Annotated in this window: 13 protein-coding genes; 4 read left to right on the plus strand and 9 right to left on the minus strand. The window is 75.8% G+C overall.

The window, feature by feature from the left end:
* Positions 1–3 precede the first annotated feature (3 nt).
* Genes O7602_RS13875 through O7602_RS13885 form a run of 3 tightly spaced genes read right to left on the minus strand, consistent with a single transcriptional unit; the run spans position 4 to position 2,836 of the window.
* A complete protein-coding gene (locus O7602_RS13875) occupies positions 4–828 on the minus strand; it encodes an SDR family NAD(P)-dependent oxidoreductase (RefSeq protein WP_281589427.1) in 825 nt (274 codons plus the stop codon).
* Positions 825–2,135: an NAD(P)-binding domain-containing protein gene (locus O7602_RS13880; protein ID WP_281589429.1), complete on the minus strand. Its 1,311-nt coding sequence runs from the start codon at positions 2,133–2,135 to the stop codon at positions 825–827. The genes O7602_RS13875 and O7602_RS13880 overlap by 4 nt, the downstream gene beginning before the upstream one ends.
* A gap of 56 nt (positions 2,136–2,191) precedes the next feature.
* Complete coding sequence (locus O7602_RS13885; RefSeq protein WP_281590287.1) at positions 2,192–2,836, minus strand: TetR/AcrR family transcriptional regulator; 645 nt, start codon at positions 2,834–2,836, stop codon at positions 2,192–2,194.
* A 58-nt stretch (positions 2,837–2,894) separates the two neighbouring features.
* Here O7602_RS13885 and O7602_RS13890 point away from each other — a divergent pair, with 58 nt between their 5' ends.
* From O7602_RS13890 to O7602_RS13905, 4 genes are all read left to right on the plus strand, one after another.
* On the plus strand, positions 2,895–4,244 hold the full coding sequence (locus O7602_RS13890) for an MFS transporter (protein ID WP_281589431.1): 1,350 nt from the start codon (positions 2,895–2,897) through the stop codon (positions 4,242–4,244).
* Positions 4,245–4,256: 12 nt separating this feature from the next.
* Positions 4,257–5,438, plus strand: a complete 1,182-nt coding sequence (locus O7602_RS13895) for a hypothetical protein (protein ID WP_281589433.1) — start codon at positions 4,257–4,259, stop codon at positions 5,436–5,438.
* Positions 5,439–5,568: 130 nt separating this feature from the next.
* Positions 5,569–6,159 (plus strand): pyridoxamine 5'-phosphate oxidase family protein, encoded by a 591-nt coding sequence (locus tag O7602_RS13900; RefSeq protein WP_281589435.1) that lies wholly within the window; start codon positions 5,569–5,571, stop codon positions 6,157–6,159.
* Between the two features lie 258 nt (positions 6,160–6,417).
* Positions 6,418–6,759, plus strand: coding sequence for an RNA polymerase-binding protein RbpA (locus tag O7602_RS13905; protein ID WP_007460094.1), 342 nt, complete (start codon positions 6,418–6,420; stop codon positions 6,757–6,759).
* A 72-nt stretch (positions 6,760–6,831) separates the two neighbouring features.
* On the opposite strand, the gene O7602_RS13910 is transcribed toward O7602_RS13905, so the two are convergent.
* From O7602_RS13910 to O7602_RS13935, 6 genes are all read right to left on the minus strand, one after another.
* Entirely contained in the window at positions 6,832–7,359 is a 528-nt protein-coding gene (locus tag O7602_RS13910) for an FxsA family protein (RefSeq protein WP_281589437.1), read from the minus strand.
* 51 nt (positions 7,360–7,410) lie between these two features.
* On the minus strand, positions 7,411–8,187 hold the full coding sequence (locus O7602_RS13915; RefSeq protein ID WP_281589439.1) for a polyprenol monophosphomannose synthase: 777 nt from the start codon (positions 8,185–8,187) through the stop codon (positions 7,411–7,413).
* A 22-nt stretch (positions 8,188–8,209) separates the two neighbouring features.
* Positions 8,210–9,808 carry an apolipoprotein N-acyltransferase gene (lnt, locus tag O7602_RS13920; protein WP_281590289.1) on the minus strand — a complete coding sequence of 533 codons (1,599 nt, stop codon included), beginning with the start codon at positions 9,806–9,808 and terminating at the stop codon, positions 8,210–8,212.
* 483 nt (positions 9,809–10,291) lie between these two features.
* On the minus strand, positions 10,292–11,626 hold the full coding sequence (locus tag O7602_RS13925; RefSeq protein ID WP_281589441.1) for a glutamate mutase L: 1,335 nt from the start codon (positions 11,624–11,626) through the stop codon (positions 10,292–10,294).
* Between the two features lie 238 nt (positions 11,627–11,864).
* Complete coding sequence (locus O7602_RS13930; protein WP_281589443.1) at positions 11,865–12,257, minus strand: hotdog domain-containing protein; 393 nt, start codon at positions 12,255–12,257, stop codon at positions 11,865–11,867.
* Positions 12,254–13,009, minus strand: coding sequence for an OAM dimerization domain-containing protein (locus O7602_RS13935; protein ID WP_281590291.1), 756 nt, complete (start codon positions 13,007–13,009; stop codon positions 12,254–12,256). Before O7602_RS13935 ends, O7602_RS13930 begins: the two co-directional genes overlap by 4 nt.
* Between the last annotated feature and the right edge of the window lie 45 nt (positions 13,010–13,054).

The following is a 13,054-nucleotide window of genomic DNA, read 5'->3' on the forward strand; positions in this document are numbered from 1 at the left end:
ACGCTACCGGCCGGCCCGCCGGTGCCGCCGGAGCATCCCGGCGGCCAGCGCCGCGCCGTCGAGGTCACCCGCGGCGATGCGGCCGGCGACGGTACGCCGCACCAGCCGGTCGGCCAGGCCCGGCGCGTGCCGGGCCAGCATCAGCTCGACCCGGCCGCGTCGGGTGGTGGCCACGTCCCGGGGGGCGCGGCGGGCGGCGGCGGCGCGCAGGATCGCCGCGACCACCCCGTCGACCGGCTCCGGCCGGGACACCCCGCTCAGCGACAGTCCGGCGGCCTCTGTGCTGTCGTGGATCGGGGAGGGGACCATGCTGGGGTAGACGACGCTGACTCCGACGTGTGTGCCGACCTCGTGACGCAGCGCGTCGGCGTACGCGACGAGCGCCCGCTTACTCACCCCGTATGCGGCGGCCAGGGGCAGCGGCAGCACGGCCATCCGGCTGGCCACGAAGATCACCCGACCGCGGGTGGCCTCCAGGGCGGGCAGTGCGGCGGCGGTGGTCCGCCAGGCGGCGAGCAGGTTCACCTCCAACTGGCGGCGCACCACCTCGTCCGGGGGCAGCTCGGCCGGCGCCGGTCCGCCGACGCCGGCGTTGTTGACCAGCAGGTCCAGCCCGCCGAGCCGGTCGACGGCGGCGGCCACCGCCGGTGCCGTCGCGGCCGGATCGGTCAGGTCGACCCCGAGCACCGGCGGCGTGGCGTCGGTGTCGGCGTGCAGGTCCAGCCCGACCACGTGCGCTCCGGCGGCGGTCAGCGCGTCGCCCAGGCGCCGGCCGAAGGTGCCCCGCGCGCCGGTGACCAGCGCCCGGCGGCCGGCCAGCGCGCTCACCGGGTCGCTCCGGCGCGCCGCGCGCCGGCGGCCAGTTCCCGGCGCAGCTCGGCCAGGTAGGCGTCGAAGTCCACCCGCATGTGCGGGCGGCGTTGCCCCCAGCGGGCGGTGGCGGCGCGTAGCTCAGCCCGGCAGGCGGCGGCCTGGCGGGCCGGATCCGGCGGCGCCCAGGTGCCGGCCAGGCGCGCGGCGACCAGCCGGGCCTGCGCCTCCAGCAGCGGGAACGCCGCGCCGGTGGACTGCATGAGCCCGACGAACGCCAGCCCGGCGGCGTCCAGGTGGAACACGTGCCGGTACAACGGCAGCCGGTCGGCGCCGTCGCCGAGCAGGCTCGGGTCGATGAACGGCACCCGCACCCGGTAGCCGGTGCACCAGATGACCAGGTCGATTGCGTCGACGCGACCGTCGGTGAACTCGACCCGCCCGCCGGCGAAACGCGCGATCCCGGGCCGGGCGTGGATGTCGCCGTGGGTGAGCCGGGACAGCAGCGTGTCGGAGAGCGTCGGGTGGTCCTGGAGGAAGCCGTGTGTCGGGGCGGGCAGTCCGTAGCGGGCGGGTGGGCCGACGGCGGCGGTCAGCGTGGCCTGGCTGATCCGTTGCCGCAGCCGCCAGGGCAGGTGGCGGGCCAGCGCCCCGTTGAGCGTGTCCGAGGGACGGCCGAGCAGGTATTTCGGCACCACCCAGACGCCGCGGCGAAGCGACAGCAGCGTCCGGGTGGCGGCGTACGAGGCGTCGACCGCGATGTCCATCGCGGAGTTGCCGCCGCCGACGACCAGGACCCGCCGGCCGGCGAGTTGCTCGGGCCCGCGGTAGTCGTGGCTGTGCATCTGTTCGGCGGCGCATTCGCCCGGGTAGGGCTCGGGCCGGTGCGGCACCCGGTTGTGCCCGTTTGCCACCACCACCGCCGCGACGTCGACCTCGACCGGCCCGGCGGGGCCCTCGGCGTGTACCCGCCAGCCGTCGCCGGCGCGGGTGACCCGGTCGACGGTGTGACGCAGCCGCACCGCCTCGCGCAGGCCGAACCGGTCGGCGTAGTCGTCGAGGTAGCCGGCGACGCGGGCGTGGTCGGGGTAGTCGGGCCAGTCGGCCGGCATCGGATGGTCGGCGAACTCGGTGCGCCCCTTGCTGGTGTTGAGGTGCAGCGTCCGGTAGGCCGGCGAGCCGGGCGCGCCGTAGACCCAGAGACCGCCGATTGTGTCGGCGGTCTCGAAGGCCACCGCCGGCACGCCGACGTCGGCGAGCGCTTTGAGTGTGGCCAGCCCGGCCGCTCCGGTGCCGATGACCGCCACCCTGGGTGGTGCCGCCATGACCGCCCCCCTTAATCCAACGACTGCTGGATAATTGCCCGGCGGGCGTGCCGTCGTCAAGCCGTGGCCGGCGGGTAGAGCCCGTCGAGGAACCGGTGCACGAACGCGCGGAACTCCCGCCGCTCCCGCGCCCCGGAACCGGTGCCCGCGGCCAGCGCCACCACGTGCCCGTGCACCGCCCAGACCAGGCTGCGTACGGTCACGTGCGGGGCCGGCTCGACCAGCGCCCCGGCGGCGGACGCGGCGGCCAGCAACTGCTCGACCTGCGCGTACAGCGGCGCGGCGTAGCGCCGGTCCAGCTCGGCGTGCCGCTGCGGCTCCAGCCAACGACGCAGCCACAGCGCGGTCGTCTCGGGCCGGTCCTCCAGGAAGTCGACGAACACGTCGACCAGGTCGTGCAGGGCGCGCAGCGCATCGGTCGGCCCGGCCGTCAGGGCGGCGCGCGCGCGTTCCCCGGCCGCCTCCAGCGCCGCCCGCTCGGCGGTGAACACCCGGGCGAAACAGGCGTCGTAGAGCTGCGCCTTGGCGCCGGTGTGGTGGGCGACGGTCGCCACGTCGACGCCGGCCGCGGCGGCGACGTCCCGGACGCTGACCGCGTCGAAGCCGCGCTGCGCGAACAGCGCGGTGGCGGCGTCGAGCACGAGGTCGCGGGTGGGTCGCTGGTCGTCGCGGCGGGGCCGGCCCGGCCGGCGGCGGGGCATGGTCATCCGGCCATTGTCACCCCTACAATCCAGCAACCGTTGGATTGGGGTGCCGATGATGACCGGGACGCAGCAGCGACACGAGACCGTCGCCCTGCCGCGTGGCCCGCTGCTCGGGTTCGCCGCCGGGTCGCTGGGCATGGGCGTGTGGGTCACCGTGCCCGGCCTGCTGCTGCTCTACTTCCTCACCGACGTCCTCGCGGTCACGCCGTGGCTGGCCGGGTTGACCCTGCTGCTGCCAAAGGTCGCCGACGTGCTGCTGCACCCGTGGGTCGGGCACCGCAGCGACCTCGAGCAGGCCCGCCGGGGCCACCGCCGGCGGCTGCTGCTGACCGGCTGCGCGTTGCCGGCGGCGTTCGCCGTGCTGTTCGCGGTGCCCGGCGGGCTGACCGGCGCGGGCGCGGCGGCCTGGGTGGCGGTGTTCTTCGTGGCCGGCAACCTGCTGTTCGCCGCCTACCAGGTGCCCTACCTGGCGACGCCGGCGGACCTGCGGATCGGCTATCACGAGCGGACCCGGCTGATGGCCTTCCGGATGGTGGTGCTCACGCTCGGCATCCTCGTCTCCGGGCTGCTGGCGCCGCTGCTGGCCGGCGGTGACGCCGCCACCCGCGGCGGCTACCTGCGGATGGCCGTGGCGCTGGCCGCCGGCATGCTCGCCGCGATGGCGGTCGGGGTGGCCGGGATCGGCCGGCTGCGCCGCACGGCGTCCGCCCCGACGCTCGGGCCCGGCGCCGGCGGCTGGCGGACGCTGGCGGCGAGCCTGCGGGACCGGCAGTTCCGCCGGCTGGCCGGCGCGTACCTGGCCATGTCCACCACCACCCACCTGGTCCTGGCCGGGGTGCCCTACTACGCGCAGTACGAGCTGGGCCGGGCCCGGCTGGCCACGGTGCTGGTCGCCGCATTCGTCGCGCCGGCACTGCTTGTCACACCGGCGTGGCTGGGGCTGGCCCGGCGGGTCGGCAAGCAACGCGCGCTGCTCGGCGCGCAGGTCGCGTTCGCCGCCGGGTCGATGGTGCTGGCGGTCGGCCGGCCGGCCGGGCTGCCGGTGCTGGTCGCCGCCGTGGCGGTGCTCGGGGTGGCGTTCGCCGGCATGCAGCTACTGCCGTTCTCGATGCTGCCCGACGTGATCCGCGCCGCCGGCGCCGAGCGGGCCGGCACCTACACCGGGGTGTGGACCGCCACCGAGGCCACCGGCGCGGCGCTCGGCCCCTACGCGTACGCATTGTGCCTGGCCGCGGGGGGCTTCGTCGCGTCGACCGTCGGGCAGTCCGTCACCCAGTCGGCGCAGGCCCTCGCGGCGCTGCGGTACGGCTTCGGTCTGCTGCCCGCCGCCGTGATGGTGGTCGCGGTCCTGGTGCAGCGCCGCTACACCCTCGACGGCGCGGCCCGCGCCGACGGCGGCCACTAGACTTCGCCCCCGATGGACGCCGACCTGACCACCGAGACCCGCCCCTGCGCCCACTGCGGACGCGAGGTGCCGCAGCGCGCCGGCGCCGGCCGTCCGTTCCGCTACTGCCGGGACAACGACGGCGCCTGCCAGCGGGCCGCCCGCAACTCGCGGATGCGGCACCGCAACTCCCCCGGCCTGCCCGGGCAGGTGGCCCGCACCTGGGAGGCGGTGGACCGGCTCGACCAGGTGGTGGAGACGCTCACCGAGGCGTTGCACGCCGAGCTGTCCCCGGCCGGGGTGGAGCGGCAGCTCGCCGAGGTGCGCGCGGAGACCTCCGCGCAGGTCGCCGCCGCGCACGCCGAACGCGACGAGGCCCGCCGCGACGCCGAGGACGCCGCCGCCGCGGCGGCCCGGGACCGGCAGGAGACCCGGGCCGCGTACGCCGACCGGGACGCCGCCGGTCAGCGCGCCGAGCGGGCGGAGGCGACGGCCGCGGCGGCGGTCGAGCGGGCCGCCGCCGCGGAGACCGCCCGCGACGCCGCCCGCGCCGAGGCCGGCGCCGCGCAGGCGCTGCGGGTGCAGGCCGAACGCGACCGTGACGCCGCCCGCGCCGAGCTGCGCACGGTGCGGGCCGAACGCGACGGCGAGCGGCAGCGGGCCGCCGAGCTGACCGCCGAACGGGACACCGCCCGCGCCGACGCCGAACGCGCCACCCGGTCCGCCACGGAGGCCCTGGACCGGGCGCAGCGCCTGCGCGCCGAGGCCGACGCGGCGCGCGCCGACGCGCAGGCCGCCCGGACGCAGGCGGTCGAGGACCGCCGGTCGGCGCAGACGGCGACCGAGCGGGCCGACGCCGAGGCGACCGCCGCGCGGGCGGCCCGCGCCGAGCGGGACCGGGCGGAGGCCGCCCGCGCCGAGGCGGTCGCCGCCGCGGACGCGGTGCGCGCCGAGCGGGACCGCGTCGACGTCGCCCGCGCCGAGGCGGTCGCGGCGACGGACGCGGCCCGGGCGGAGGTGGCGGCGCTCGCCGCCGAGCTGGTCGAGGCCCGCCGGGCGGTGGCCGCCGCGCAGGCCCGGGCGGAGGAGTCGGCGGCCCGGCTGGTCGCGGCCGACGCCGACCGGGACGCCGCCGAACGGCGCGTCGGGCAGCTCGCCGACCAGGTCAGCGACCTGGCCGGGGCGCTGGCCGCGCTCGGCTCGCGGGCCGGCTGACCCGTCCGCCGGCGGCGTCCAGGCGGAGACCGCGCCCTCTGGGGGGCCGTGCCGCACCACGATCCGGGGAGCCCGGCCACGGACCGGGACGGGGCAGCGCGGCGGCGGCCCGCCGGGCCAGGATGTTGGCATGGGAAAGACGTACGAGCGCATCGACGGCCGGCTGCGGGAGTTCATCGAGGCGCAGCCGGTGTTCTTCGTCGCCACCGCCCCACTGGCCGGCGACGGCACGGTCAACCTGTCCCCCAAGGGGCTGCGCGGCGCGCTGGCGGTGCTCGACGAACGCACCGTGGCCTACCTCGACTTCGCCGGCAGCAACGCCGAGACCATCGCCCACCTGCGGGAGAACGGCCGGGTGACGCTGATGTGGTGCGCGTTCGCCGGCCCGCCGACGATCGTGCGGGTGCACGGGCGCGGTGAGCCGGTGTTCCGCGACGACCCGCGCTGGCCCGACCTGTTGCGGCACTTCCCCGACATCGACCCGGGCCCGCACGGCCTGCGGGCGGTGATCGTGGTGCGCGCCGAGCTGATCCGCGACACATGCGGCTACGCGGTGCCGCTGATGAGTTACGACACCGACCGGGATCTGCACGGCCGCCGGTTCGCCCGGGAGGACGACGCGTCGCTGTCGGCGTACTTCGCCGGCAAGGAGCACGTGGCGACGAGCATCGACGGGCTGCCCGGCCTGCCGTTGCCGTTGCCGCCCACCCCGGCGCGGTGAGCCGCGCGGCGGCGGAGGAAGGTCTTCCCGGCGGGCCCCGACCGGCGCGTCACTGCTCATCGTCACCTCCGGCGCGCGTGGTCGGTACCATCCCCGGTGACGGCCGGAACACTCCACCGATTCGAGGGGCTGTCGCGGCCGGTTACCCTTGAGGTTCCCGACCCGCGGACGGCCTCATCCGACGTGGGTGGGGAATGGGTGGGCGGTGACCGGCCGTTACACCTGAGGACCAGCACCACGGACGAGGGGAAGTCGATCATGGGCGAGCGCATGCTGCGCGGTAGCCGGCTGGGCGCGGTCAGCTACGAATCCGACCGGAACACGGAGCTCGCGCCGCGGCAGACCCGCGAGTACCTGTGCGCCAAGGGCCACCAGTTCGAGGTGCCGTTCGCCGTCGACGCCGAGGTCCCCACGACCTGGGAGTGCAAGTTCGACGGCAGCGTCGCCCGGCTGGTCGACGGCAACGAGCCGGAGCAGAAGAAGGCCAAGCCGCCGCGCACCCACTGGGACATGCTGCTGGAGCGGCGTTCCATCGCCGAGCTGGAGGACATCCTCGCCGAGCGGCTGCAGGAGGTCCGCACCCGCCGCGGACGCGCCTGAACAAACCGAAACCGTCGAAACGCCCCCGGGGATCACCCCGGGGGCGTTTCGTCACGTCACGAGCGTCGCTTGTCAGCGGTCGACGATCTCGCCCTCGATCGCCGCGCCCGGCTGATGCGCGGCCGGGGGCTGCTCAGGCGTCGGCGTCGGCTGCGGGGGCGCCGGTTGCGCGGCGCCCGGGTAGACCCGCACCCGACGCGGGCCGAACAGGTCACCGGCGACCATCGACGACACCCGCCGCTCGGTGGACCGGCGCACCCCGGCGGCGGTGAGCCGGCGCACCGGCGGCACCATCAGCAGCAGCCCCACCACCCCGCTGACCAGCCCCGGCAACGCCAGCAGCAACGCACCGGCCAACCCCACCAGGCCGTCGGTGACCTGCGGACCCGGCGGCTGCCCGGCCTGCGCGGCGGCCCGGAAACGCCGCCACGCCCGCATGCCCTCACGGCGCAGCAACACCAACCCCAGCAGCGACGCCGCGAACACCAGCAGCAGCGCCGCGCCGAACCCGACGGCCCGGCCGACCAGGACGAAAACGGCCAGCTCCAGCAGCGTCAACAGCAGCAGAGCCAGTGGTATGAATCGTAGTCCTCGGCGCATCTCACCCCATCCGGTGCGTCGTCACGCCCCTCCAGCATGACACGCCCGCGCTCACGGCCACCGCGCCAACGCCCGCGGGCGGCCCCGCACCGCCGCCCGCCGGTCCCGCACCCCCCACCGGGTGACCCGCCACAGCGCCTCCGCCACGATCAACGGGCTCATCTTGCTGTCGCCGTGTTCCCGTTCGGCGAACGTGATCGGCACCTCCACGATGCGCACCCCGGCACGGTGCGCCAGCCGGGACAACTCCACCTGGAACGCGTACCCCTGGGACCGCACCGAGTTCAGGTCGATGGCCTCCAACGCCGTCGACCGGTACACCCGGTACCCGCCGGTGGCGTCGCTGACCGGCATGCCCAGCGCCACCCGCGCGTACAGGTTGCCCACCCGCGACAGCAGCAGCCGCCGCCACGGCCAGTTCAGCACCCGCGCGCCGGGCGTCCACCGGGAGCCGATCACCACGTCGGCGTCGCGGGCGGCGTGCAGCAGCGCCGGCAGGTCCTCCGGGGCGTGCGAGCCGTCGGCGTCCATCTCCACCACCGCGTCGTAGCCGCGCTCACGCGCCCACCCGAACCCGGCCAGGTACGCCGCGCCGAGGCCGTCCTTGCTCCGCCGGTGCAGCACGTGCACCTGCGGGTCGACCCGGGCGAGCATGTCGGCGATACCGCCGGTGCCGTCGGGGCTGCCGTCGTCGGCGACGAGCACGTCCACCGCCGGCGCCGCCGCCCGGACCCGGGCGACGATGCGGCGTACGTTGTCCGCCTCGTTGTAGGTGGGGATGACCACGAGGACCCGCCCCACCCCGGGATGGCCGGCTGCCACACCCACCGTCGCACCGCCTCTCGTCGGCTCAACCGCCGGTGGGCTCCCGGCGGCGGCGCAGCACCGCCGCGCCGGCCAGGGCCGCGACCGCCAGGGCCGCGAGCGCCACCTCCGGCCACACCCCCGCCACGGTGGCCGGGGTACGCCCGTCCCCGAGTCGCATCTGCCGCACCACCACCTCGGCGGTGTTGAACCCGGTGGCACCGTCTACCCGCCCGTCGGGGGAAACGAACCCGGACACCCCGACCGTGGAGGACATCAACGCGGCACGGCCGTGCTCCACGGCCCGCAGCCGCACCATGGCCAACTGCTGGCGGGCCTCGGCCACGTCGAAGGTGGCGTTGTTGGTCTGCACCACCAGCAGCTGCGCGCCGCCGGTGACGGTGTCCCGGACGATCCCGTCGTAGGCCACCTCGAAACAGATCACGTCGCCCAGGACGGCCGGCCCGGCGTCGAGCACCCCGGGACGGTCACCGGGAACGAAGTCGGAGCGGACCCGGTCGACCTCCGCGCTGACCTTCCGGGCGATCGACCGCAGCGGCACGTACTCGGCGAACGGCACCGGATGCCGCTTGGTGTACAGCTGGGTCAGGTCCGCGCCGCTGCCCGGCCGCCACAGCAGGCCGGCGTTGCGGACCTCACCCTCGCCGGGGCCGAGCAGCACCGCGCCGACCAGGATCGGCGCGCCGATCGCGTCGGCGGCCTGGGAGATCCGGTAGCCGGCGGCCGGGTTGCGCAGCGGGTCGATGTCGCTGGAGTTCTCCGGCCACACCACCACGTCGGGGCGGGCCTGCTCACCCCGACCGACCCGCTCGGCCAGCTTCAGGGTGGCGTCGACGTGGTTGTTCAACACCTGCTGCCGCTGCGCGTTGAAGTCCAGACCGAGGCGGGGCACGTTGCCCTGCACGACGGCCACGGTGACGGTGTCCCCGGCGCCGCGTACCCCCGCCGGGACGACCGGCCCGGCGGCGAGCAACGCGACCAGGGCCGCGGCCAGCGCGGCGACCGGCCGCCACTGCCCGGCCGGGCGGGACCAGTCCCGCCACCCGGCGGCGAGCAGGATGCCCCCGGCCAACGCCACGGCGAACGTCACGAGCGGGGCGCCGCCGAGCGCCGCCAGGCGCAGCAGCGGCGACGTGTCCTGGCTGAACGCCAACCGACCCCACGGGAACCCGCCGAACGGGATGCGGTCACGCAGCGCCTCCTGCCCGACCCACAACACACCGGTCAGCAGCGGCCACGCCGCCGCCCGCCGGTCGGCCAGCGGCGACACCCAGGCGGTGGCGGCGCCGAGCAGCGCCAGAAAACATGCCTGCGACACCGACAGCAGCACCCACGGCAGCCAACCGGTGTGCAGGTTGGTCCACTCCAGCAGCGGCGCGAACAGCACCACCCCGGTCAGGAACCCCAACCCGGCGCCGGCGCGCACCCGCCGCCGGTGCGCCGCGGCGGCCAGCAACGCCACCCCGACCGGCGCGAGCGGCCACACCCCGTACGGGGGGAACGCCAGCAGCAACGCCAGCCCCGCCAGCACCGCGGCCGGCGCGGCCAGCGTCAGCGGCAGCGGGCGACGCGCCACGCCGCCCGGGCGTGCCCCGCCCGTGGCACGCGGCTGTTCCCGGTCCAGCGTCGTCACCGGCACCTCACCACGATCACGGGCCGAAGGCTACCCGGCCCGGCCGCCGACCGGCCCGCGGGCGGCCCCGGAAACGGAAATCGGGGCGCGGCGTAAGCCGCGCCCCGACGCTCCCAGGCCCTTCCCGGCCGGTGGGGCGAAGATGATCGGCGCCGACCTTCGGACCGACCCGACGTGGACTGGCTGCCCCCGCCTGGCCGTTGTCTACTGGCCGTTCCTCTCACCCTGCCCGTACACCGGTAACCGCGACCGGTTCGCGCCGCCCCGCCGACCCCCGCCCGCTGGACCTGGCCGCCGCAACCTTCCGGTCGCTCGGCCAGCGGACGAGAGGACGAAGCGAACAACAGCCGCTTCCCGTGGTAGGACTCAAAGACGGTACGGCGTGCACCCCCGCCGCTGTCAACCCACCCCGGCCTGTCGTGTGCTGCGCCACGGCGTGTCGCGTCGGCGCGTCTCGATGGGTGGACCGTCCGGTCAGCCGCCGAGGTGGCACCGCAGCACCGCCGCCGCCGCGACCGGATGCTCGCCGGCGAGCAACCCGGCCGCCGCCAGCACGTAGTCGACGTCGACGACCGGCCGGGCGGCCCGCGGCAACGCCCACCCGCCCGCATGATCGGTGAGCACCGCGTCGAGCACACCCACCGCCGACGCCGGCTCGGCGTGCCGCAACACCCCACCGGAACCGACGAGCAGCCGCACCTCCCGCAGGTCCCGCCCGGCCCGTTCCCCGGTCGCCGCGCCGCGCGCGTGCCGACGCAACGCCACCGTCGCCGCCAACGCCGCGATCCGGCCGTCGACGGCCCGCTCGGCGTCCCCGCCGGGCAGGAACCCCGGGTCGGCGGCCCGCGCCGCCGCCGCCACCGCCAGAGCGTCCCGCTCCCCGGCGGCGAGCAGCCGCTCCTCCGCGGCGGCCCGCACCACCCCCGGCGCCGACCACCGCACGCCCAGGTCCCCCTCGACGGTGCGGGCCCGCCACAGCGTGCCGGTCACCTCCCGACCCGGGCCGGACTCCCGCTCGTCGGGCGTCAACACCGAATACACGTCGGTGGTGGCGCCGCCGACGTCCACCACGGCCAGGTCACCGCCGACGGTGTCGGCGAGGACCTCCACGCCGGTCAGCACCGCGTCCGGGGTGGCCGCCCGCACCAGCCGCGCGAACCGGACCCCACGGGACAACTTCTTCCCGCCGATGACGTGCCGCAGGAACACCTCCCGGATCGCCGCCCGCGCCGGCCCCGGCGCCAACACCCCGATCCGGGGCAGCACGTTGTCCGCCGCCGTCACCGGCACACCCGCGCCGGCCAACACCGCGTACAGCCCGTCGCGGGCGTCGACGTTGCCCGCGAGGACCACCGGCACCCGCCACCGGGCCCGCGCCAGCCGGGTCGCGTTGTGGGTGAGGGTGTCGGCGTCGCCGCCGTCGGTGCCACCCACCAGCAGCACCACGTCCGGGCGGGCCGCCCGCAACGCCGTCAACTCCGCCGCGCCCAACCGGCCGGCGGCCACGTGCACCACGTTCGCCCCCGCCGACAGGCCCACCCGCCGGCCCGCCTGCGCCGTCACCAGAGGCTCGTAACCGACCACGGCCAGGCGCAACCCACCACCGGCCGACGAACACACGTACCACGGCACGTCACCGACCCCGGCCGCCGCGCGGGCCGCACCGACCGCGGCGTCCAGACCGTGCAGCACATCCGAACCGACGGTCGTCGGCGCGGACGCCGCGCCGACGAGCCGACCGCCGTCGAGGTCGACCACCGCCGCCTTCGTGTACGTCGACCCGACGTCGGCGCAGACCACGACGCTCACGCGGAGCTGTCCGTCGTTCGCGACCGCGGGGCTCGCAGGACCGGCTCACTCCTCGCGCTCACGGGGCTGTCGTTCGTTCGCGACTGCGGGGCTCGCAGGACCGGCTCACTCCTCGCGCTCACGGGGCTGTCGTTCGTTCGCGACTGCGGGGCTCGCAGGACCGGCTCACTCCTCGCGCTCACGGGGCTGTCGTTCGTTCGCGACTGCGGGGCTCGCAGAACCGGCTCACTCCTCGCGCTCACGGTGCCGGCGGCACGACCACCGTGCCGGTCGCCGTCACCGCCACGATCGGCGGCTCCAACACCTCGGCCGCCGAGTCGCCCCGGTCCGGGCGGCCCCGGCACACCACCCGCGCCTCGAAGTCGATCGTGCGGCTACGGGTGCCCACCCGCGTCACCGTCGCCACCACCTCCAGCACGTCACCGGCCCTCATCGGCGCGCGGAACTGCACCTCCGAGTACGAGGCGAACAAACCCTCGTCGCCGTCCGCGCGGATGCACACCTCCGTCGCCACATCCCCGAACAACCCCAACGCGTACGCCCCGTCGACCAGGTTCCCCGCGTAGTGGGCGTGCGCGTACGGCACATACCGGCGGTGGGTGACGGTCAGACCGAGCCGAGGGTCACTCATGCGGCGTTCGCCTTCCTGGAGGTGATCAGAGCGTGCACGAGGAAGCTGGCCACCTCGCCCGGGGTGGTGCCCCGACCGAAGATCCGGTCCACGCCCAACTCGCCGGTCATCGTCTCGTCGAACCGCGGCCCACCCACGATCAGCAGCGGTCGCCGGCCCGCCGGCATCGCCTCCCGGAACGCCGCCGACATCTCCCGCGTGTTGTGCAGATGCGCGTCGCGCTGCGTCACCACCTGCGACACCAGCACCGCGTCCGCGCGTTCCTGCCGGGCCGCCTCCACCAACTCCGGCACACTCACCTGCGCACCCAGGTTGGTCACCTTCAACTCCCGGTAGTACTCCAGGCCCTTCTCCCCCGCGATGCCCTTCACGTTCAGGATCGCGTCGATGCCCACGGTGTGCGCGTCCGTGCCGATACACGCGCCCACCACCGACAACTTGCGGCGCAACCTCCGCTTCACCACCGCGTTGACCTCCTTGGCCGACAACAACGGGAAGTCCCGCTCCACCACCTGCACCCGGTCCAGATCCACCAGGTGGTTCACCCGCCCGTACACCACGAAGAACGTGAACCCGTCGCCGATCGGCTTGGCGTGCACGAGCATCGCCGGATCCATGCCCATCTTGTTGGCCAACTGCACGGCCGCGCCCTCGGCCCGCTTGTCGTGCGGCACCGGCAACGTGAACGACACCTGCACCATCCCGTCGCCGGTGGTGTCCCCGTACGGCCGCACGATCGTCTTACCCGTCATGCCGTGCCGGCTGGGCATGCCCTCACGGCCCTCGCTGCGCTCGGT

Source organism: Micromonospora sp. WMMD1128, assembly GCF_027497235.1.
GTDB lineage: Bacteria > Actinomycetota > Actinomycetes > Mycobacteriales > Micromonosporaceae > Micromonospora.